The organism is Lysinibacillus sp. A1 (assembly GCF_000801965.1).
Lineage (GTDB): Bacteria > Bacillota > Bacilli > Bacillales_A > Planococcaceae > Lysinibacillus > Lysinibacillus fusiformis.
In genome coordinates, this window is the sequence record NZ_JSZM01000032.1 from 68,804 (window position 1) to 92,172 (window position 23,369).

A 23,369-nucleotide genomic window follows, 5' to 3' on the forward strand; every position below is an offset into this window, starting at 1 on the left:
CTATTTTTAACTCCCTTCTAGTAAAATAGTTAAAACAATTACTATTTTTAGGTAGGGGAGAGAATGTATGAAATTTTCAAAGAAATTCCGTTTTTTAGCCACAAGCATGCTTGCATTACAGCTAACAATACCTGTCGCTGCGAATGCTGAAGAAACAGGAGATTACATAGCACCAAGTTGGACTACTCAGGCAGATTATGTAGCTCTAGGTGATTCAATTGCACATGGGATGAATGAGGTCGGTGCAATCGGATTAGGCTACACAGATTTTGTTGCACAAGCTTTACAAAAAGAGGGCTTCATTACTTCTTATAATAAGGGCTTTGCGATGTCAGGCTATACAACAAAAAATGTGTTGGCAGATATTCAAAATGATGTTGCCAAAACAGTGACAGGTTTTGGCTATCCGGTGGAACAGGTTAAATTAAAAGCATCTATTAAAGAGGCAGAGATTATCACGTTAACTGTTGGCGCTAATGACTTACTGCCAATATTAAAAGAATCACAGACAGCCGGAATTGATACGCTAGCCATCATAAAGGCTACAAAAGAGGCTGTAACTAATATTGCAGCAATTTTAACTGAAATAAAAAAATTAAATCCACAAGCAGAAATTTATGTGATGGGCTATTACAATTCGTTTCCATATTATAGTGAGAGCTTACAAAACCAATTTAAAATATTATTGGCTACAATGAATACAACCATTAAAACGACAGTTGAAAAGGCTGGAGCGTTTTTTGTACCTACATCTGATGTTGTGGCAAAGGATGTTCCAACCTACCTTCCTAACCCAGAAAATATTCATTTAAGTGAAGCTGGTTATTTTGCAGTAGCAAATGAGGCGTTTTTACCAATCATAAAAACTAGCACCTTATGGGATGTAACGAAAGCTATTCAAGTCCATGTAAAAGATCGTAAAACGGTGGATGTAAATTGGCAAGAAGCGACGGATAATGTTGGTGTAGAAAAATACAAAGTATATGTAAATGACAAATTAACTTCAACAGTACCTGCTGATACAACCGAGACGACACTTACAGATTTGACTGAGCATACAGCCTACACAATTACAGTAAAAGCAATGGATGCTGCTGGTAATGAAAGTGTTCAAAATCCAACAGCGACTTTCACTACAGGAGAAACAATTCGTTTTACAGATACAGCAAATCATTGGGCAAAAGATTATATACAGCAAGCAGCAGAAGCAGGGATGATGAATGGCTATCCAGATGGCACATTTAAACCTAATCAAAATGTGACACGCGCACAAGTAGCCTCTATACTAGTGAGAAGTTTGGGAATAACAACGCAGGAAAAGGCGCCATTTACAGATATCGCTAATTATGATGAGAAAACACAGTCGGAAATTGCGGCAGCGTATGCACATGGCATTATTAAGGGAGCCGATGGGAAGTTTAACCCTGCAAAACCTGTAACACGCGCTGAATTAGCAGTGATGATTGAGCGTGCCTATGAGCAACAATTTAAACAGCCTTATATTGTCCAAGGAAGTGCACCATTTATAGATATTGCATCTTATAATGCAGAGACAAAGCATGCCATTACGATGTTATTTGAGCTAGGAATTGTGTCGGGAGATGGACAGAAGTACTCACCGGCAGCTTCAACTACAAGAGGGCAGGCAGCTAAAATGATGGTGAATCTGAATCAATTATTCAGTCAATAAAAAATAAAGGTAGAGGTGAAATAACATCTCTACCTTTTGACGTTATGTCTATAAACAAAGTATAGTCTTACTAGACTGAATATAGTAAAAAAGAGAGGGAAATGAGGATGTTTTCATTTATTTTATCTGCCAAAAGATTAGTTAAAGGATTGTGGCGTTCATTTAAACGACCACAGTTTCTATCATTATTTACGACACTATTCCTCATCATTCTATCGGGTACTTTGTTTTACAAGGGGACAGAGGGTTGGTATTGGCTAGATGCTATGTATTTTGCTGTAGTCAGCTTGATTCCAACAGGCGTAGAAACGGGGCTATACCCAACAACCTCGTTCTCCAAGATTTTTACAATGATCTATCTGATTGTAGGTACAGGTGTAATGTTTATTATGTTGCTCTCGCTTGGCCGCTCTATTGTAGACTTTTCTTTAAATGAGGAGGAAGCGGTTGCGGTTAAGAAACGTTTGAAAAAGTAAAATAGCCGTACAATGAATCTGGTGAAAGATTCATTGTACGGCTATATTTTATGAAAGCTTTGCTATAATGCCTTCTTCATCGTCTAAAACAAGTTCAATACCTGTTGAAAAAGGATCACCATGTAGAACATCTTTTATCCAAACACGCAAGGCACCAATCATGGCTCCAGTATTGAGTATTTCGATTTGACTATTTACTTCAACCTCCGCACCGAAGCCTGTGTCATCATCGTATGTCAATTCGACGATAACATCCTCTGGGCGAATGCTCTTATAATACGCTTGGGATAAACAAATAGCGTTAATAATATCTTGCTCGTTAATTATTTGTGCCATTGGGCTTCCTCTTTGCGTTTTTTATCTTTAAACATATTCATAATTTTTACGACTAGCATCACAATAACGGCAATTGCAGCTACGTTAATGAGCAAACCTAAAATATTTCCTAGTAACCCCATACCGCTAAATAAGCTACCGAATAATAAACCTGCAAGTCCCCCAAGCATTAATCCTTTCATAAGGCCACCTGAGAAGAAACCACCTTTTTTAGTTGTATCAGCTTTATTTGTTGAGTTTGTGTTGTTTTTATTTGTTGTGGCATTTTTTTGATCTTTAGAAGTGTCCTGTGACTTCTGGATATTTGAGCTATTGTTATTGTTTGAGAAGCCTTTTTTACCGGATTTATAGGATTTAGCCTCTGCTGTTGGTGTATCAGAGATGAATAATGTTGCACCAACTGTGGAAAATATTAGTGTCGCTGCAAATAGAGCGGCAAGAATTTTTTTCATTACTTACATTCCTCCAATATAATTTTTGGTTTGGTCATAAACTAGTTCTTATATAGTAATATTACATGAACTTTATTAAAAAATAAAACCAATACCTTCTAGAAATAAGCAATATCAAAAAATTTGAACAAATAGTGACAGATGAAGTATTTGTGAAAATTATACAATAGAAAGGGGTGAAACGATGCTAGTCACATTTATAACCTTCATCTCCATTTTTATATTGCTGTATCTGACAGAAAAAAGGCGTTTCCTCAACGCGGTAGCTCTTGGTTTAATAGGTGTATATATAATCAGAGCGTTCATTATACACTATCCTTTATTACTGCCAAATGATCAGGGAATCGTTTCAGAAATGGGGATTTTTATTATGCTAGGAAGCTTTCCTAGTATCATGTTTATTTTATCTATAGCCATGTTTTTCAATAGTAAGGTTTTGTTAGAGAAGGAAGGACGTAAAGTAAGGAATTTAATGTTAGCTATTTTGGGGCTAAGTTTTGTTATTATGATGATATGGTATGTATTCGTCATTTTTATTCAGATTGAAAATGTGCTTTGGCATATTCTTTTCTTCTATGCGTTTTTAATTTTTGGCTATACAATGTTTTTATACACAAGTGTCCTAGCATATGCTATATTGTATCATTTCACACCTATTCGCTATGAACCAAATTATATAATAGCGCTAGGATCAGGGGTAATTGGCGATAGAGTTCCACCACTTTTAGCAAGTCGCTTAAATGAAGCGGTAAAGCAATACAAAAAGTACGGGGAAAGACCGTTTATCATTGTCTCAGGTGGTCAAGGGACTGATGAAAAAGTATCAGAGGCCAGGGCTATGAAAACATATTTATTAGATGTCCATGATATTCCTGCGAATAAAATTCTAATGGAAGATCAGTCGACCAATACAGAAGAAAATATGATTTTTACGAAAAAGATAATGGATCAACATGCTCAAGGCGAAAAATACCGTTCCATATTTGTAACAAATAATTTTCACGTATTTCGCGCAAGTCTCTATGCAAAAAAAGCAAAACTAGATGCAGAAGGGGTTGGCTCAAAAACAGCCTTCTACTATGTTCCTAATGCATTTACAAGAGAATTTATAGGCTTATTAGAAATGAATAAGTGGGCCCATATTACAGTTTTTTTAATCATTACGCTATTTATAGGCTTACTGTTGCGAGCATATGTGTAACCAAAATTCAACTGTCTTCCATATAATAGTGGCAAGGCAGTTTTTTACATAATGTGCAAGGGAGGAAAACAATGTACGAGCAAATTTTAGCTAAGCGCAATAAGGAACGCATTCATTCCCTACAAGAAATCATACAAACGAAAAATACATGGTTTGCTCAACATATAAAATTACTAACATTCACTGAAGTTAACTTAACAGCCTTGCAAAAAATACTGTATCAAATAGTGCGAGGGTTATTAAAAGATCAGCAACAGCGACATTTGCAAATTGTCCATTCAGATCAAACTCAATCTGTGCAGGACAATGTATTAACGCTGTTAGCAGAGTATGATGATGTGTTGCGTGATGCTATTCCACAACCAATCTATATACTCATTTGGCAAATTTCATCCCTCGAAAGATTAACAAGCAGAATAGAAGTGGTTGATGATGTACTTGATGTTGTTGAATGGTATTTCTGCCATCAGGATAATCAAGTCAAGATTTTAGATGAAGAAGACTTAGATCATGAGGTAATGATTGATTTATATAAAGAGGCGGTTGAGGATCAGGACACGGATGCACAATATCAGCTAGGGGAGTATTACAATGCTAAGGAAGGGGATTGTTTTCAGCCTGAAAAATCATTAAAATGGTTCGAATTAGCTGCTGCCCAAGGAAATGTAGATGCGCAATATGTGCTAGGGAATTTTTATTTTGAGGGAGTCGGTGTTGAGGAGAATTACACTCAGGCTTTTTCTTTATATGAAAAGGCTGCTTTACAAGGGCATGCCGATGCTGCCAATAATTTAGCGGATATGTACTTTAATGGAGAGGGTGTGTCGCAGGATTTTACTCTAGCAAGAAAATGGTTTGATTTTGCAGCTAGTAAAAATGTGGCGGAGGCTATGTTTACGCTAGGAATCATGTATGAGCAAGGATTAGGAGTCAAAAAAGATACGAATGCAGCTTTTAATGCGTATAAAAAGTCTGCCGAAACAGGATATGTAGAAGCGCAGTATCGTCTAGGTGGTATTTATCTAGAGGGGCGTCTTGATCAAGTAAAAGATATGAATCGAGGTTTATTTTGGTATGAAAGAGCAGCAGAGCAATTTCATATCGATGCCTTTTATGATTTAGGTTTTATTTGGAGTAAAGGCTTAACAGGCATTCGAAATATTGAAAAGGGCATTCATTGGTTTAAACAGGCTGCTCTGCAAGGGGATGCAGATGCGAAGCTACAGCTTGGTCATATATATAATAAAGGTGAGGGAGTCGCCAGAAATCTGAAGGAGGCTATTAAGTGGTATTCACTTGCTGCAGATGCTGGCATAGAAGAAGCCGCAAAATTAGTAGAGGAACTTAAGGAATTGTAAATTTTATATTAAAATTTCATGGTTCATTAAGATTATTTATATGGTCTAACATAATAATCCTTTTGTATTGCATGAGGGTTTATTTATGAGTATTTATAATTATTTAGAATAAGGGTATAAAATATTAATATAGTGAAATTTAATGATGATCGATTGAAAAATAGAAAAAAGATAAAAAAAATAAGCATAATCAAACAAACAAATGAAACAAAAGGCTACCAATAATATTGTGGTAGCTTTTTTTTGTTGAAATTCAGACAATGTAGCAGTAAGGACTTTATATACATATTATGTAAAAATATGGTATAAATAAAATTGACAGTATTTTTTAAAATGTTTAAGGTAAATGAGTAATTTTGAAATGAATCATACATAAATAAATCGACTATAGTCAATGTATAGAGAAAATCTGTTAGTTGAGCACAATTCACCTTTTATTCATGATAGAACAATGTGTGGCTGCTTTTGGAGGAAGCAGTGTGACAAATGAAATAGCTGAAGCAAATGGGATCATCGTATATGGTCAGCCTATGAATCGGTATTTTTTGTTGTATCAATCAATATGCTAAAAGGTATTTGTTGTTTCTCAGCCTGTTAAAGTAAACGGAACGAAAGAGGGAAGATAAGTGATTTTTCAAAAACAGAGTAAGACGAAGGCGTTGGATTTACAGCAATATACGGTGAAAATGGAGCTGTCTAATCGCCAATTAATGGTGAAGCAAATTGAAATGCTGAATGTAACGAAGCAAGACTTACAATATTTAAAAGCATTCCAACCGTATGTTATGGACAATGTTGATCACATCGTAAACCGTTTTTACAATATGATCGGTACCGAACAACATTTGGTAAATATTATTAGTCATCATAGTTCTGTAGAAAAGCTTAAAATAACGTTACGGCAGCATATTATTGAAATGTTTAACGGAACGATTGATGAGGAATTTTACCAAAGGCGTGTGAAAATTGCAAAGGTGCACGTACATATTGGGCTTAGAACACAATGGTATATTTGCGCGTTCCAAGATTTATCTCTCTCATTTATAGACTTGGTTGAACAGCATATCGATCATCCACGAGATCAGTTTAATACAATAAGGGCCATATCTAAAATTTGTAATTTCGAGCAGCAACTTGTTTTAGAGGCATATGAAAATACAGTTGAACAGCATAAAGAAAACATGGAACTAGAAAAAGAAGCAATTGAACGGCAAATTGTACAATCCTCTGAATTGCTTGCGACCATTTCACAGGAAACTAATAATTCGTTTTGCAGACTAAGTGAGCAGTCTGGGGAAATTGAACAATTGGCAAAGAGATCGCTAGAAGTGTCTACTCTCGCTGAAAACCAAGCACTGGATGGACGTGAATGTTTAAAGAAACAATCACTAAATATGCATAATATTATTCAGTCTCTTCATGATATAGAAGAAAATATTGAACAATTATCTGATATGTCGAAGGAAATGGAAACAATTATGAGTGTCGTAACCAATATTGCCAATCAGACCAATTTGTTGGCCTTAAATGCCGCTATTGAAGCGGCCCGTGCCGGAGAAGCAGGGAAGGGATTTAGTGTAGTAGCTGATGAAGTACGTAAATTATCCATTCAAACAAAGGAATCTGTCACCGCTGTTGCATTATTGTTGCAAAAAACGAGTGAACGCACCGGGAAATTAGAGCAATCTCTCATTCATATCCAAGAAGAAGTGGCATCTGGTGAGGATAATATGTTACACACGGAAGGTCAATTTACAAATATAGTAGGGGCAATGACAGAAGCAAAAGATCAAAATGATTGCATGGCGACGAAAATACAAGCAATCGCAGGTATATTAAGTGGGCTGGGTAGTTCTTTTACTGAAGTAACGAACTCAGCAGAAAAATTAGCTAGCTTTGCCCAAAATTTAAAAAGCTAGATCACTAGTAACCATATTAAACACTATAGTACTCATTATAATGTGTGTTTAGTAAGCATAATTTTTGGAGCTAGAGCTATCTCATAGTTGAGGTAGCTCTATTTTTGCTAAATTTGTAAAGGGTTTAACGTAATTTTCAATGAAAATAAGTTTATACTGTAGACAGAACTAAAAATAGGGGCGGTTTACTATGAAAACAGTTGTTGTATTAGGTGGCGGCATTACTGGTTTATGCACAATGCATTATCTACAACGCCAAGTGAAGGAAAAAAAATTAGATGTTCAGCTAGTGCTCGTAGAAAAAAATACATATTTAGGTGGCAAACTATATTCAGCCTATGAACAAGGTTTTATTATGGAAACTGGTGCTGACTCTATCGTAGCTCGCCATAAAGGTGTAATGGAGCTAGTGCAGGAGCTAGACTTTGAAGATCATCTCGTTTACAACGAAACAGGTGTATCCTATATTTATACAAATAACGAGTTGCACGCCATTCCAGCGGATTCTACTTTCGGTATACCTATGAGTGTGGCATCACTTGAGGAAAGCACTCTTATCTCAGATCTGGCCAAACAAGAAGCTTTAAAAGATTTAACTTTACCCAATGCAGGTTTTACAAAAGAAAGCTCGATAGGGGAATTTTTAACTTATTATCTTGGCGAAGAGCTTGTGGAAAATCAAATTGCACCTGTTTTAGCAGGTGTCTATTCTGGTGATTTACACCAACTTTCTATTGCTTCTACTTTACCGTATTTAATTGACTATAAAAATGACTATGGAAGTATCATAAAAGGTTTTGATGCGAATCGTGAGCAATTTGTTAAAGCTGCTAATAAAAAATTTATTTCATTTCAAAATGGGTTATCCTCTTTAATTGAGCGATTAGAACAGACATTAACAGAGGTAGATATCATTAAAGGGGTAGCCACAAATCATGTCCAAAAAATGGGGAACCAATATTCGATTACATTAGCAAATGGTCAAAACATTGAGGCAGAATATGTTGTTCTAGCGCTACCGAATGAAGCGGTTCAAAGTATATTACAGGATGACTCCTTAACACATTATTTTGATCAGTTTACTACAGCATCAGCCATTACTATTTATCTAGGCTTTGATGTGTCTGATGCAAACTTACCAGCGGATGGAACAGGCTATATTGTATCCCATAATTCTGATGTCACTTGTAATGCAGCGACTTGGACGAGTCGCAAGTGGAAGCATACATCGAAAAACAATCAACTACTTGTTCGCCTATTCTATAAGAGTATTAATCCGGCGTATGAGCAGTTACGTAAAATGACTGACGACGAATTGGCAGCCATCGCTTTAGAAGATGTTCGGAAAAGCCTAGGAATAGATGAAAAGCCAACCGTTGTGAATGTCACAAAGTGGATTGATCAAATGCCTAAATATGACTTAGCTCACCGGGAAGCGCTGCAAGGCTTACTATTAGAGCTGAATGAAAACTATCCAAATTTATCGATTGCGGGTTGCTCTTATTTTGGAGTAGGTATTGGTGCTTGCATTCAAAATGGGAAAAAAATTGGTGAAGAGCTTGCAGAAGAACTATCCAATTTCTAAGTTTTTAAACGAAAAATTTCTTTGTTATGTGAAATAGTCTTGACTCATTCGTCTGTAAACGATATGATTCTTTTAATTATTTAAAAAATTCATACTTAATAATTCTTATCAAGAGAAGCAGAGGGACTGGCCCATTGAAGCTTCAGCAACCAACTTTTTGTCAGGTGCTAAATCCAGAAGACCGTTGAGTCGAAGATGAGAAGGAACAATAATGATGAGTCGTTAAAGCCTTCTTTTTATATAAAAGAAGGCTTTTTATTATACAGAAATAGAGGAAGAGAGGCTAGTTTTATGGGATTGCTTGAAAGGTTACAAACGCATGTATTGACGGCAGACGGTGCAATAGGCACAGTGTTGTATGGCTATGGATTGGAGTATTGTCATGAGGAAATGAATGTTCAGAGACCTGAATTAATTGAAAAGATTCATAGAGAATATATCGCAGCGGGTGCTGATATTATTCAAACGAATACGTACGGTGCCAATGCCATTAAATTAGCTCGCTATGGATTAGAATCAAGTGTTCAACAATTTAATGAAGCAGCTATTACTATTGCTAAGCGAGCAGCAGCGGATGGCGGTCAATTTGTTTTAGGAACGATTGGTGGTATTCGTGGCATTCGTAAAAGCGATGCAACATTAGATGACATATTAGCGACCGTTGATGAGCAGGCAAGTGTGTTACTTGCAGGAAATCCTGATGGTCTTTTACTCGAAACTTATTATGATTTTGAAGAATTAACAGCGACATTAAACATGCTACGCGCCAAAACTAATATACCGATAATTGCTCAAGTATCTATGCATGAGCCTGGTGTTTTACAAAATGGTATGTCTTTAAATAATGCGCTACATGAATTAGAGACTCTTGGTGCAGATATTGTTGGTGTCAATTGCCGTCTTGGTCCATATCATACGATTCAAGCGTTTGAGGGAGTAGAACTTCCGGAAAAGGCATTTATGTCAGCCTATCCAAATGCTTCGCTATTAGATTTAGAGGACGGGCGTGTTGTTTATGAGTCGGAGGCTGATTATTTTGGTCGCGCTGCTGTTGAGCTGCGTGATCAGGGTGTTCGTTTAATTGGGGGCTGTTGTGGTACGACACCAAAGCATATTGCAGCCGCAAAGAAGTATTTAGAAGAGCTATCACCAGTTAGTGAAAAGCATGCGAAGCCTGCAAAGATTGAGATTGTTCGTGATGCTGAGCCAGCTAAATTTGAACCACTTCATGAAAAGGTAAAGCGTGAACGCTCGGTCATTGTAGAGTTGGATACACCTAGACACTTAGAAATAGATGGGTTTCTTGAAGGGGCCAAGCAACTATATGAGGCAGGTGCCGATGTAGTTATGATGGCAGACAATTCATTGGCATCCCCACGTATTAGTAATATTGCAATGGGGGCGTTATTGAAAAGCTCTAATGGCGTACGCCCCCTTACACATATTACCTGTCGAGATCGTAATTTAATTGGTCTGCAATCACATTTAATGGGGTTAAATGCCTTAGGAATTCATGATGTGCTAGCTGTTACAGGTGACCCAACCAAGGTTGGAGATTTTCCTGGTGCCACTAGCGTCTATGATGTCTCCTCGATGGAGCTGATCCAATTAATTAAACAATTAAATGAAGGGGTTTCTTTCTCAGGGAAACCATTACGGAAAAAGGCTAACTTCTCTGTGGCTGCTGCATTTAACCCAAATGTTCGTGTATTAGATCGTGCTGTGGCACGCTTAGAAAAAAAGATGGAGCATGGGGCAGACTATTTCATTTCACAGCCTGTTTATACAAAGGAAAAAATTATAGAAATATATGAAGCAACGAAGCATTTACAAGCACCGATTTATATTGGCATTATGCCCGTTACGAGTTATAAAAGTGCAGAGTTTTTACATCATGAGGTGCCAGGCATAAAATTATCTGAAGATGCTTTATCAAGGATGAAAGCATGTGGTGAAGATAAGGAACGCGCCACACTTGAGGGGATTGCAATTGCCAAGGAATTAGTAGAGGTGGCTGCGCAATATTTCAATGGCATTTACCTTATTACACCATTTTTACGCTACGATGTGACATTAGAATTAATGAAATATATAGAGCAATTGGATGAACAGAAAAAAGGGGTAAGTATAAATGGCTAAGCACTTGATTGAAGAACAACTTGATAAACGAATATTAATTCTCGATGGCGCAATGGGAACCATGCTGCAAAATGAAAACTTATCAGCCGATGATTTTGGTGGGGAGGACCTAGATGGCTGTAATGAAAATCTAGTGCTTACTAGACCTGATGTCATCGAGAAAATTCATCATAAGTACTTAGAGGCAGGGGCAGATATTATTTGTACAAATACATTTGGGGGAACACCTCTTGTATTAAATGAATATAATCTAGGTGCAAAAGCGGAAGAAATTAATAAACGTGCAGTCGAAATTGCTCGTCAAGCAGTTGACAATTACACGACTTCCGATTGGCCCCGCTTTGTTGCAGGCGCAATGGGCCCTACAACGAAGACGTTGTCAGTAACAGGCGGTATTACATTTGATGAATTAGAAGAAAATTTCTTTGTGCAGGCAAAGGCATTGATTGAAGCTGGGGCAGATGTGCTATTGCTAGAGACAAGTCAGGATATGTTAAATGTGAAAGCAGGTACCCTTGGGGTAACTCGTGCTTTCGAGGTAACCGGTAAAGAATTACCTGTGATGATTTCTGGAACAATTGAGCCTATGGGGACTACTCTTGCAGGGCAAACCATTGATGCCTTTTATATTTCCATCGAGCATATTCAACCATTATCGGTAGGCTTAAACTGTGCGACGGGACCTGAATTTATGACGGATCATATTCGCTCATTAGCAGAGCTGTCAACGGGGTATATTAGCTGTTATCCGAATGCAGGCTTACCTGATGAAGAAGGATGTTATCATGAGTCTCCAGAATCTTTATCGCAAAAATTAAAAGGATTTGCAGAAAAGGGTTGGCTCAATATTGTAGGTGGATGCTGTGGTACAACTCCAGCACATATTGCGGCTATACGTGAAATTTTAAAAGATGAAAAGCCTCGTCAGCTACCAGAAAAAACGCATGGTCACGCAGTATCAGGTATCGAGCCACTTTTATACGATGATTCTATGCGTCCGTTATTTATTGGGGAAAGAACAAATGTTATTGGTTCTCGTAAATTCAAAAACCTAATTATTGATGGTAAATTTGAGGAAGCAGCTGAGATTGCAAGGGCGCAAGTGAAAAATGGCGCACATGTCATAGATATTTGCTTGGCGAACCCAGATCGTGATGAATTAGCAGATATCCGTGGCTTTATGCAGGAGGTTGTGAAAAAAGTTAAGGTTCCACTTGTTATTGATTCCACAGACGAAAAGGTTATTGAAGAGGCCCTCAAGTTTTCGCAAGGGAAGGCCATCATTAACTCTATAAACCTAGAAGATGGCGAAGAACGGTTTGATGCCGTATTGCCATTAGTGAAAAAGTACGGTGCCTCGTTAGTTGTGGGAACAATCGATGAAACAGGGATGGCAGTCGATCGTCATCGGAAGCTTGAAATTGCTGAACGTTCCTATCAATTACTAACAGAAAAATGGGGAATGCAACCTGAAGATATCATTTTTGACCCATTAATGTTCCCAGTAGGAACGGGAGATGAGCAATATATTGGCTCAGCACTTGAAACAATTGAAGGAATTCGTCTCATTAAAGAAAAAATGCCCCGTACATTAACGGTGCTTGGAGTTAGTAATATTTCGTTTGGCTTACCACCGGTTGGACGCGAGGTTCTCAATGCTGTATATCTTTATCATTGTACACAGGCTGGTTTAGATTATGCCATCGTCAATACTGAAAAGCTAGAACGGTATGCATCGATTCCAGAAGCGGAAATTAAACTAGCCAATGACTTGTTATTTAATACTAATGATGAAACATTAGCAGTATTTACTGATTTTTATCGTGATAAAAAGAAAGAAAAAACTGAAGCAGATATTCCAAAAACTGTAGAAGGTCGCTTAGCCTACTATATATTGGAGGGGACCAAAGAAGGACTTATTGCTGATTTAGAGGCTGCCCGAGAACTATTTGAGTCACCTCTTGATATTATAAATGGACCTTTAATGAATGGGATGGCTGAGGTTGGTCGTTTATTTAATGATAACCAATTGATCGTAGCAGAGGTTTTACAATCTGCTGGAGTGATGAAGGCTGCTGTTGCTCATTTAGAGCAATATATGGAGAAGAACGAGGAGAGTGCAGGCAAGGGGAAAATGGTGCTTGCTACTGTAAAAGGTGATGTGCACGATATTGGAAAAAACCTTGTTGATATTATTTTAAGTAACAATGGCTATAAGGTTGTAGACTTAGGTATTAAGGTGACGCCTGCTCAATTAATAGAAGCTATTCGCAAGGAAAAGCCAGATTTCATTGGGTTATCAGGTCTATTAGTTAAATCAGCACAGCAAATGGTCACTACTGCCCAAGATTTCAAAGAGGCAGGAATTGATGTACCAATTTTAGTAGGTGGAGCTGCGCTTTCCCGACGTTTTACAGAAACAAAAATTGCTGATGAATATGGTGGTCCTGTTATATACGCAAAGGATGCGATGCAGGGATTAGAGCAGGCCAATTTATTAATGGGTGAGGGGACACGTGAAAATTTCTTAGCAGAAATAGCGGAATCTCGCCAAAAACGTTTAGAGGCAGATGAAAAACGAGCAGCTCGTCCTGTCAAAGTGATTACAATAAAACCTGCTCGTACAGTAAAGGAAGCACCCGTATTTTTACCGGCTGATTTGCGTCGTCATGTAAAGAAAGAATATGCTGTTTCACATTTATATCCATATGTGAATATGCGGACATTGCTTGGGCACCATCTGGGGTTAAAAGGGCAAGTTCAACCATTACTAGATGCTGGCGATCCAAGAGCAACTGAGCTTAAAGATTTAGTGGATGATTATTTAAAAAGTGATCTATTAAAGCCTTCAGGTTTATATCAATTCTTCCCTGCCCAAGCAGATGGAGATGATGTAATTATTTATGATCCAGCAGATAACAAAACAGAAATTGAACGTTTTACTTTCCCGCGTCAGCAGGTCGAACCTTTTTTATGCCTGGCTGATTTCTTAAGAACGGTAGAAAGTGGAGAAATGGATTATGTTGCACTTATGGTAGTGACAGCAGGGCAAGGAGTTATGGCAAAAGCTCGGCAACTAAAAGAAGATGGTAAATTCCTTGAAAGTCATGCCTTACAGTCGACGGCATTAGAATTAGCAGAGGGCTTTGCCGAACGTATGCATCAAGAAATTCGCGATCAATGGGGTTTCCCAGACGTGACAGACTTTACGATGCGCGATCGTTTTGCGGCTAAGTATCAGGGACAACGTTTTTCATTTGGTTATCCAGCATGCCCAAACTTAGAAGATCAAGAAAAATTGTTTGGTTTACTAAAGCCTGAGGATATTGGCGTTCATTTAACGGAAGGCTTTATGATGGAGCCAGAAGCATCTGTATCGGCGATTGTTTTTGCTCATCCTGATGCTCGATACTTCAATGTATAAGGCGTAAAATAGGAGGATATAGATAGTGGATGGATTGCCTATCTATATCTTCTTTTCTTGCTATTGAAGGGGAGGATATTTTCGGAAGGACGTGAGGAAAATGATTCGATTGATGGAAGAAAAAGATATACCTGAGGTGTTAGAAATTTATAACGATATTATTTTAACGAGCAAAGCAGTCTATCGATATGAAATTCAATCGTTAGATGAAAAAAAGAAATGGTTTAGCGACCAGCAAACATTAGGAAATCCGTTGTTTGTATATGAAGATAATGGGATGGTCGCTGGCTTTGCAACTTATAGTCAATTCCGTCCTTATCCGGGTTATAAATATACAATGGAGCACTCCGTTTATGTACATAAGGACCACTATCAAAAAGGTATTGCAACGAATCTTATGCTTAAGCTAATAGAGAAAGCGAAGGAACAAGGGGTAAAGACATTGGTTGCTGGTATAGATGGAGAAAATATTGGTAGTATTAAAGCACATGAGAAACTAGGCTTTGAATATGCAGGAACCATTAAAAATGCAGGCTATAAATTTGAACAATGGTTAGATCTTGTGTTCTACCAACTGCAGCTGACTGGACCCAATTCATAAAAGGATATGACAAATGTCATATCCTTTTTGTGATGTTTGCGTCTGTTGCTGACTTATACTCTTGTTTTATGATGAGGTCATAAGGAAAAGGAAACGAGGGAGTAAAAGATGGCAACAATTAAAGAAAAAACAAAAAAATTACGCCAAGATGTAGCGCCTTTTGCTAAATCAGATATGCGTAAAAGTGTTTTTCAAATGATCAATACCATTGTACCGTTAATTGCTTTGTGGGTGGCAGGTTACTTGTTAGTGGATGTTTCACCTTGGCTAACAGCTGGTTTAAGCGTTATTTCAGCTGGTTTTGTCGTAAGAACTTTTATTATCTTTCATGATTGTACGCACGGGTCATTTTTCAAAAGTAAAAAGGCAAACGATTGGGTTGGATTTTTTACTGGAGTGTTAACGTCATTCCCATATGAAAAATGGAAGCGTGAGCATACAATTCACCATGCAACAAGCTCAAACTTAGACAAGCGTGGTATCGGTGATATTGATATGATGACTGTGGAAGAATATATGCAAGCCTCAAAGGGTCAACGATTATGGTATCGCTTCTATCGTAATCCATTTGTAATGTTTGGTTTAGGACCTTTATATATGGTACTTGTTTTAAATCGTTTTAATCGTAAGGATGCAAAGAAAAAGGAACGTACCAACACAATGTTAACGAATATTGTCATTGTCGGAGTTTGTGCCGCTTTAATCTTCTTTATGGGCTGGCAAGCATTTTTATTAGTCCAAGGTGTGACACTATTTATTGCAGGTGCTTTAGGAATTTGGTTATTTTATATTCAGCACACATATGAAGATTCTTATTTTGAACATGATTCAGAGTGGGATTATGTGAAAGCAGCAGTAGAAGGTAGCTCATATTACAAATTGCCGAAAATTTTACAATGGGTTACTGGGAATATCGGTTTCCATCATGTCCATCACTTGGCTCCTCGTGTACCTAACTATAATCTTGAAAAGGCTCATAATGAAACGCCGCCATTACACACGGCGACAACGATTACTTTACGAACTAGTTTAGAATCATTGCGTTATAAGCTATATGATGAAGAGCAAAGTAAATTTGTAACGTTTAAAGAAGTCGAATTAATTATAAAACGGAAAGCAAAAGGCAGTATTGCCGCTTAGTTAAAACAGCCATCTCAATTAGAGAGATGGCTGTTTTAAATATAGCCGAGAAAATAAGCATGTATGGGCAAAAAAATAATTTTCTTGTTATAATAAGGGAAAAGTAGGAAAGAGCGTGAGATTATGTTGAGAAAATGGCATAGTATTATTCCGAATAGTCCTATGCTCAGTATATATTTATGGATTATTTTTTGCTTTCTACCGTTTTTCTTCATTTTTAGAAAATCATCTTATATAGAAATCTCTATAGGCATTACGTTTCTAATGCTATATTTTATTTTCTATCGATTTTCCATGAATTCGAAAAGCGGACTAGTATATATGTGGATCAGCTTTGAAATGGTTATTAATATTGTCATGACGATTTTATATGGTTATGTTTATCTTTCCATTTTTACAGCATTTTTTATTGGAAATATACGAAGACCAGTTGGTTTCTATATTATGTACGGTCTACATATTGGCTTTACAGTCATATCTACAGGTGCCGGCTTTTTTGTTGAGCTTCACTTATTTTTATCACAATTACCTTTTGTCGTGTTAACTATTTTAGCTGTTGTTCTACTACCGCTAACGATCTATTCCAAAAACAAACGCGAGAACTTAGAAGGGCAGTTAGAAACGGCCAATGAGCGTATTGCAGAGTTAATTGTTTTTGAAGAACGACAACGTATTGCACGTGATTTACATGATACACTGGGGCAAAAATTGTCTATGATCGGTTTGAAAAGTGATTTAGCATCAAGGTTGATTGAGCGTGATCCACAGCAAGCTTTAGTTGAAATAAAGGATATACGCCAAACTGCCAGTATCGCCTTAAAAGAGGTTCGTGAATTAGTTTCAGACATGCGTACAGCAAAATTTGAAGATGAGCTTATGCGTATTTCTCAAATATTAAAGGCAGCAGAAATGGAGTTTGTCTTTGAAGGCGATAAAAATGCCTTGCAAGTGCCACCGCTTGTAGAAAATGTTTTGTCTATGTGCTTAAAAGAGGCTGTTAATAATGTTGTGAAACATAGTGGTGCGACAAAATGCGAAATAGCTTTCCATCAAAATTTTAAAGAAGTTTACTTAGTAGTTCGTGATAATGGACAAGGCATTACGAAAAAACAAGCATGGAAAACTGGGAACGGATTAAAAGGAATGCGTGAGCGATTAGAGTTTATCAACGGTTCCTTCAAAATTGAAAGTGTGGACGGCACGACGTTATCAGTAACCATTCCAGTGGCTATTACGCATCAAAGTGTGAAAGAAAATCTGAAGAACATATAGAAAAGAGGCTTGTGACATGATACGAATTGTGATTGCTGAAGATCAGGGGATGCTATTAGGCGCTCTTCGCTCTTTACTTAGTATGGAGGAGGATATGGAGGTCGTTGGCTTAGCAAAAAATGGTGAGGAAGCATTGATGCTTGTTAAAGAGCACCAGCCTGATATTTGTGTTATGGATATTGAAATGCCAGTTAAAACTGGCCTTGATGCAGCAGAAGAAATGCATGGCTCTGGCTTGGATTGTAAAGTCATTATTTTAACTACATTTGCTAGACCAGGTTATTTCGAGCGTGCTAGAAAAGCTAGTGTAAGGGGATATTTATTAAAGGATAGCCCTATTGAGGAATTAGTTTCTGCCATCCGGACTATTATGGATGGTAAACGAATTTATGCCCCTGAGCTCGTTGATTTTGTGTATGAGGATGATAGTGAAAATCCATTAACTGAGCGAGAAAGTCAGGTGCTGACTCTTGTGGCAGAGGGCAAAACAACGAAGGAAATTGCCGCAGAACTATTTTTATCTGCTGGAACTGTTCGTAATTATATTTCAACGATTTTAGAAAAATTAAACGTAGGCAATCGTATTGAAGCCATTGCACGCTTTAAAGAAAAAGGATGGAATAAATAAGAAAAGAACCTTATCGCATGGTAGCGGCAAGGTTCTTTTCTGTTTTACTTATTGCGTTTTGTCAAGCGTCCAAGAACGAATGCACCTGCAGCTACAGCAAGAACTGTATTCGTCTTTTTCGTAAACACTTGTTTTGTGACAAGGTTAAGGTTTTGAGGACGTTCAGCTAGACGACGCATAAAGTAACCGTACCAATCTTCCCCGAATGGAACGTACACACAGAAGTTATAGCCTTCTTTAGCTAGCTCTTTTTGCATATCTGTACGGAATCCATAAAGCATTTGGAATTCGAATTTATCAAGTGGAATATTATGATCAGCTACAAAGCGTTTAACGTGAGCAATAATATTATGGTCATGTGTAGCAATGGACGTAAATTTACCATGTAGTAAATGATATTCAATTAACTCAATAAAGTTTAAATCGATATCCAATTTATCTTGATAAGCAACCTCAACAGGCTCTTTATAAGCTCCTTTTACGATACGTAAACGGTAGTCCTTGAATTTTTCGATATCGTCTTTGGCACGGTAAAAGTAAGATTGAATGACAGTTCCAACATTATTAAATGTTTTAGACAACTCTTCTACCATATCAAAAGATGTTTGAAGACGCCCAAAGTCCTCCATGTCGAAGTTAACAAATATATCATAAGCAGCCGCTTTTTCAACAATTTCATACAGATTGTCATAGCAGAAATCTACATCAATATCTAAGCCTAATTGAGAAGGCTTTAATGAAATATGTGCTTTTACATCATTTTCATGAATAGCTTCTACCACAGAGAGAATTTTATCTTTTGCAGCAGTTGCTTCTTCTTTACTTGAAACAAATTCACCAAGGTTATCTACTGTACATGAGATATTATGTGCATTCAGTTCTTTGATGCTTGCAATTGTTTCTTCAATATTTGTACCAGCTACTACACTTTGTGCTCCTAATTTTAGGCCATATTTCTTTGCAGCACTATTCAATAGTTGGTTTTCGGAAAGCTGGATGAAAAAATCGCGTAATAACATGGTCATTCTCCTAACTGCATTTTCTTTTTAGTATATCATAAATTATTAAATCTATATTAAATCTGCTTAACAATTATTTCATTTCAAGTATTTGCATACGCTCATTAAAAAGTGCAGGATAACTTAAAAAACCAATCATGATACTTGATAATGTCGCCGTTGTTAGGAGAGCGAAGATGATCAAAAGTTGAAATTGTACAGCCTGAATGGGGTCGGCACCACCAATAATTTGGCCGCTCATCATACCTGGTAGCTGTACTAAGCCAATTGTTTTTTGGCTTTCAATCGTGGGGATCATACTCGCTTTTACGGCATTGATAAGTTGTCGATGAACAGCTTGTTTGGGTGTGCCTCCAAGTGACAAAATTAATTCCATTTGATCTTTATGGCTAGTAATTTCAGCCGTAAATCGGTTTAAAAATAAAATGGATAACACCATTGAATTGCCAATTAACATACCACTAATTGGAATAATATACTGAGCGGTCGCTGGCACAATGTTAAAGCCAAGCAAGACACCTTGTGTAATAATTTCTATCATCACAAGTGTCAGTGCTATTTTCCAGGTGATCCCTTTAATACCTTCTCCTTTTTTTCGAGCATTAAACGTAGCGACTAGTATCATTAACGCAACCATAAGAAAAATATATACATAACTATTTGCATCAAAGACAAATTTTAAAATATAGCCAACAGAGAGCAATTGAACGATAGACCGAAGGGTTGCAATAAGCGTATCTTTTTCAAGTCCTAATTTTAATGTTTTGGATAGCAGTAGAGGGATGCATACGAAAATTAATGTTAGTGATAAAGACGTATAAGTCATATGTTAGCCCCCTGTACAAATTCTGCTACGCGTGGGTTAGTCGGTGCTTTAAGTAAAGCGCTCTTGCCAGTTTCAATTAGCTCCCCATTCATCATGACCCATGTATAGTGTCCAATCGTTAATGCTTGTTGCAAATTATGAGTAATCCAAATCATCGTTACATTATATTTTTTATTAATAGTGGCGATGAGCTTTTCAATTTCCTTAACAGATTGGCGATCCAGTGCAGAAGTTATTTCATCTAATAATAAGATAGAGGATTGATTAATAAGTGTTCTTGCTATAGAAACCTTTTGACGCTGTCCTCCTGATAATTCATTTGTGGATTGGTGTAAGAAGCTTTCATCTAAACCAACATCCTCTAAATATTGAATGGCCTCCTGTTGAGAGAGTGTTTTTCCCTGCAATGTCCGTGGAAGTGCAAGGTTTTCCTTTACAGTGCCAGCAATCATAGGAGCAGCTTGTAGGGCGATACCAACATGTCTTCGTAATGCTGAGGGCTCATAATTTGAGACGGGCTTATTATCAATGAGGATATGTCCGTTTGTCGGTGAAAGAAGGCCATTACATAATTTAAGCAGGGTTGTTTTACCTGCACCAGAAGGGCCGACGAGAGTGGTAATTTGACCTTTTGGAAACGACCCAGTAATTGACTTTAATATCATTTTGTCATTTACTGAGAATTGAACTTGTTGAAAGTGAATGGCAGGCTCGTATAGCGTATTCATGTAGTGAAACTCCTTTGCTATAGTCAGTAAAATAACTGTAGCATGAAATGAAGGAAAGATGCAGTTTAAATATAAGATTTTAGAAATGAAGGGAGAATAGGGAATGGAGATATTGTATTTCGATACGTTAACGTTTGCACAAGGTGCTATGTACATCGTAGCCACAACTGATGGACTTGCCTATATTGGAACGCCTAATGCATCATTTGATGAGGTTAAGGAGTGGGCAAAAAAGCCTTTTAAAGGTTATAGCTTTGAAGAAAATAAAGAAAAATTGCAACCATATAAGGAACAATTAACTGCCTATTTTAACAAGGAACTAACAGACTTTGATGTACCTATCCATGTGAAGGGTACACCTTTTCAATTAGCTGTGTGGGACGCCCTAAAAGAATTACCCTATGGTTCAACAACATCGTATGGAAGCATCGCAGAACGTATTGGGAACCCCAAAGCAGTTAGGGCTGTAGGTAGTGCTATTGGTGCGAATCCAATATTAGCTATTATTCCATGCCATCGTGTCATTGGCAAAAATGGACAATTAACAGGTTTTCGTAGTGGACTAGATGTAAAGCGATTTTTATTAGAACTAGAGAAAGCTTAATACTTTCATTAGCCATCAGTTCAAAAAGAAAATCTGCCTGCTACTTTATGAATAGCAGAGCAGATTTTTCTTCTGTCTATATGTGCTGTTCTTCCTGTTGTACAGTATTTTGTGTTTTACCGAAATGTGTTAAACGATGGGCAAAGGTTTCTCCTCGAACCGCAGAGCTTTTAAAAATATCTTGGAATTCGTAGGCAGGCGCTCCGTGTTCCATGACATCTAAACCAGCAATTTCCTCTTCCGCCGTTACACGTAAAGGTACAAAAGCTTTAATGATAAATATACCAGCTGCTACAGATACACTAACCCAGGCTATTGTAGCGATCACACCGATTGCTTGAATTCCTAGCAAACTCAAGCCTCCACCATAAAATAAGCCTTGCCCGTTACTATCAAATAATCCAACAGCTAATGTCCCCCATACTCCGCAAATACCGTGTACAGCAATTGCACCAACTGGATCATCTACTTTTAGCTTCCACTCAATGAATCGCACACCTTCAACAAGTAATGGAGCGGCGATCAGGCCAATTATAATAGAGCCGATAATGCTGACATTCGCTGCACCCGCTGTAATTCCTACTAGTCCTGCTAGTGCGCCATTTAATGTGAGGGAGCCGTCAATATGTCCATAACGGAACTTCGTATAGAAGGAGGTTGCTACGACACCAGCGGCCGCTGCAAAAAATGTATTTGCGATGACATTCGGAACAAGTTCAGGATCGGCAGCTAAAGTGGATGCGCCATTAAAGCCAAACCAACCAAACCAAAGTAAAAATACGCCTAATGCTCCTAATGGAATACTATGACCTGTAATAACATTTACTCGACCATTTTCATATTTACCTAGTCGTGGTCCAACCATAACTGCGGCGATAAAGGCAGCTACAGCTCCCGTTAAATGAACGACTGTTGAGCCAGCAAAATCCACAAAGCCTAAATCAGTCAACCAACCTTGGCCACTCCAAACCCAATGGCCTACAACAGGATAAACGACTAATGACATAAGTATAATGATTCCGATATAAGCAAAAATATTAGTACGCTCTGCCACAGCACCAGATAAAATAGTTGCTCCTGTTGCAGCAAACATTGTTTGAAAAATAAAGAATGAAAGATCATCGACTCCGTTTAAAGCAAAGCCACTTATGCCGAAAATACCACCTACACTGTCACCAAACATAATTGCGTAGCCACATAAAAAATAGACAATTCCCCCAAGGGAAATAGTTAGAAAATTTTTCATGATGATGTTAACAGCATTTTTTGAACGTGTAAATCCTGCCTCTACCATAGCGAATCCAGCATGCATAAAAAATACTAAAATTGTGCCTAACACCACCCAAATTAAATTAACAGATAACAATAGTTCATCCATCTATATCGCCCCCCTTTATTCTACTGCAATCGATCCGACTTCTTTTGTTCGGATACGAATTGCTTGTTCTACTGGATAAATGAAAATTTTTCCGTCCCCAACCTTGCCAGTGGCTGCTTCGCGCAATAGTATTTCTACAATGCCATCTACTTTACTATCATCTACAATCATTTCTAATTTCAATTTAGGTAAAAACTCAATTTCATACGTATTACCACGAAATAAACCAGTCCTCCCTAATTGACGGCCACAACCTGCGATTTCAGATACGCTTAGTCCTGCAATCCCTTGTTGTGCCAGACCGTCCCGAACGGCTCCAAAAACCTCAGGACGAATGATGACTTCGATTTTTTTCATCTGTACCAGCTCCTTACGTAATTTTAATTTACATGTTAAATCGTCTGAAACAGTAGTGCAATTACTTTTTTGAAAACCATGTTATGTTTTATTACACAGATTATTTTCGTTCTCGAAATAGTTGCTGAAAAAAGGTTTTAGAATGGGAATGAAAGCGGTACTAAAATTTGTGTCTAAAATATGAACAGTTCTAAATTTTCTGACTATTTATGTTAGAAAACCTTACATTAGAGAGT

Annotated in this window: 20 protein-coding genes and 1 riboswitch; of the genes, 13 read left to right on the forward strand and 7 right to left on the reverse strand. The window is 37.5% G+C overall.

What is annotated here, in order from left to right:
• Positions 1-67: 67 nt before the first annotated feature.
• Both PI85_RS20370 and PI85_RS20375 read left to right on the forward strand, forming a co-directional pair.
• On the forward strand, positions 68-1,690 hold the full coding sequence (locus PI85_RS20370; protein WP_036120867.1) for an S-layer homology domain-containing protein: 1,623 nt from the start codon (positions 68-70) through the stop codon (positions 1,688-1,690).
• Between the two features lie 107 nt (positions 1,691-1,797).
• A complete protein-coding gene (locus PI85_RS20375; protein ID WP_036120862.1) occupies positions 1,798-2,166 on the forward strand; it encodes an ion channel in 369 nt (122 codons plus the stop codon).
• Between the two features lie 48 nt (positions 2,167-2,214).
• Here PI85_RS20375 and PI85_RS20380 read toward each other — a convergent pair whose 3' ends face one another.
• Both PI85_RS20380 and PI85_RS20385 read right to left on the reverse strand, forming a co-directional pair.
• Positions 2,215-2,502 (reverse strand): DUF2653 family protein, encoded by a 288-nt coding sequence (locus PI85_RS20380; protein ID WP_036120860.1) that lies wholly within the window; start codon positions 2,500-2,502, stop codon positions 2,215-2,217.
• Entirely contained in the window at positions 2,490-2,954 is a 465-nt protein-coding gene (locus tag PI85_RS20385) for a hypothetical protein (protein ID WP_008176901.1), read from the reverse strand. Before PI85_RS20385 ends, PI85_RS20380 begins: the two co-directional genes overlap by 13 nt.
• A gap of 184 nt (positions 2,955-3,138) precedes the next feature.
• On the opposite strand from PI85_RS20385, the gene PI85_RS20390 reads away from it, so the two are divergent.
• The 10 genes from PI85_RS20390 (at position 3,139) to PI85_RS20435 (ending at position 18,221) form a co-directional block, all read left to right on the forward strand.
• Positions 3,139-4,155 (forward strand): YdcF family protein, encoded by a 1,017-nt coding sequence (locus PI85_RS20390; protein ID WP_036120855.1) that lies wholly within the window; start codon positions 3,139-3,141, stop codon positions 4,153-4,155.
• Between the two features lie 71 nt (positions 4,156-4,226).
• Positions 4,227-5,513: an SEL1-like repeat protein gene (locus PI85_RS20395; RefSeq protein WP_036120852.1), complete on the forward strand. Its 1,287-nt coding sequence runs from the start codon at positions 4,227-4,229 to the stop codon at positions 5,511-5,513.
• Between the two features lie 626 nt (positions 5,514-6,139).
• On the forward strand, positions 6,140-7,432 hold the full coding sequence (locus PI85_RS20400; protein ID WP_036120850.1) for a globin-coupled sensor protein: 1,293 nt from the start codon (positions 6,140-6,142) through the stop codon (positions 7,430-7,432).
• Positions 7,433-7,622: 190 nt separating this feature from the next.
• Positions 7,623-9,017, forward strand: a complete 1,395-nt coding sequence (gene hemG, locus PI85_RS20405; protein ID WP_036120848.1) for a protoporphyrinogen oxidase — start codon at positions 7,623-7,625, stop codon at positions 9,015-9,017.
• Positions 9,018-9,119: 102 nt separating this feature from the next.
• Positions 9,120-9,219: riboswitch (SAM riboswitch) on the forward strand.
• 89 nt (positions 9,220-9,308) lie between these two features.
• Positions 9,309-11,156 (forward strand): bifunctional homocysteine S-methyltransferase/methylenetetrahydrofolate reductase, encoded by a 1,848-nt coding sequence (locus PI85_RS20410; protein WP_036120845.1) that lies wholly within the window; start codon positions 9,309-9,311, stop codon positions 11,154-11,156.
• Positions 11,149-14,580 carry a methionine synthase gene (metH, locus tag PI85_RS20415; RefSeq protein ID WP_036120841.1) on the forward strand — a complete coding sequence of 1,144 codons (3,432 nt, stop codon included), beginning with the start codon at positions 11,149-11,151 and terminating at the stop codon, positions 14,578-14,580. The genes PI85_RS20410 and metH overlap by 8 nt, the downstream gene beginning before the upstream one ends.
• Positions 14,581-14,680: 100 nt before the next feature.
• The gene (locus PI85_RS20420) at positions 14,681-15,181 is read left to right on the forward strand and encodes a GNAT family N-acetyltransferase (protein ID WP_036120837.1); all 501 of its coding nucleotides are present in this window, start codon (positions 14,681-14,683) and stop codon (positions 15,179-15,181) included.
• A gap of 108 nt (positions 15,182-15,289) precedes the next feature.
• On the forward strand, positions 15,290-16,321 hold the full coding sequence (locus tag PI85_RS20425) for a fatty acid desaturase (RefSeq protein WP_036120834.1): 1,032 nt from the start codon (positions 15,290-15,292) through the stop codon (positions 16,319-16,321).
• 321 nt (positions 16,322-16,642) lie between these two features.
• Positions 16,643-17,593, forward strand: coding sequence for a sensor histidine kinase (locus PI85_RS20430; protein WP_012291982.1), 951 nt, complete (start codon positions 16,643-16,645; stop codon positions 17,591-17,593).
• A 16-nt stretch (positions 17,594-17,609) separates the two neighbouring features.
• Positions 17,610-18,221: a response regulator transcription factor gene (locus PI85_RS20435; protein WP_008173706.1), complete on the forward strand. Its 612-nt coding sequence runs from the start codon at positions 17,610-17,612 to the stop codon at positions 18,219-18,221.
• A 44-nt stretch (positions 18,222-18,265) separates the two neighbouring features.
• Here PI85_RS20435 and PI85_RS20440 read toward each other — a convergent pair whose 3' ends face one another.
• The 3 genes from PI85_RS20440 to PI85_RS20450 form a co-directional block, all read right to left on the reverse strand.
• Positions 18,266-19,240 carry a proline dehydrogenase family protein gene (locus PI85_RS20440; protein ID WP_008173705.1) on the reverse strand — a complete coding sequence of 325 codons (975 nt, stop codon included), beginning with the start codon at positions 19,238-19,240 and terminating at the stop codon, positions 18,266-18,268.
• 73 nt (positions 19,241-19,313) lie between these two features.
• Positions 19,314-20,066 (reverse strand): iron export ABC transporter permease subunit FetB, encoded by a 753-nt coding sequence (gene fetB / locus PI85_RS20445; RefSeq protein ID WP_036120829.1) that lies wholly within the window; start codon positions 20,064-20,066, stop codon positions 19,314-19,316.
• Positions 20,063-20,794, reverse strand: coding sequence for an ATP-binding cassette domain-containing protein (locus PI85_RS20450; RefSeq protein ID WP_036120826.1), 732 nt, complete (start codon positions 20,792-20,794; stop codon positions 20,063-20,065). The genes fetB and PI85_RS20450 overlap by 4 nt, the downstream gene beginning before the upstream one ends.
• A gap of 103 nt (positions 20,795-20,897) precedes the next feature.
• On the opposite strand from PI85_RS20450, the gene PI85_RS20455 reads away from it, so the two are divergent.
• On the forward strand, positions 20,898-21,398 hold the full coding sequence (locus PI85_RS20455) for a methylated-DNA--[protein]-cysteine S-methyltransferase (RefSeq protein WP_036120824.1): 501 nt from the start codon (positions 20,898-20,900) through the stop codon (positions 21,396-21,398).
• Between the two features lie 76 nt (positions 21,399-21,474).
• On the opposite strand, the gene PI85_RS20460 is transcribed toward PI85_RS20455, so the two are convergent.
• Both PI85_RS20460 and PI85_RS20465 read right to left on the reverse strand, forming a co-directional pair.
• Positions 21,475-22,776, reverse strand: coding sequence for an ammonium transporter (locus PI85_RS20460; protein ID WP_036120821.1), 1,302 nt, complete (start codon positions 22,774-22,776; stop codon positions 21,475-21,477).
• 15 nt (positions 22,777-22,791) lie between these two features.
• On the reverse strand, positions 22,792-23,133 hold the full coding sequence (locus tag PI85_RS20465; RefSeq protein ID WP_012291989.1) for a P-II family nitrogen regulator: 342 nt from the start codon (positions 23,131-23,133) through the stop codon (positions 22,792-22,794).
• Between the last annotated feature and the right edge of the window lie 236 nt (positions 23,134-23,369).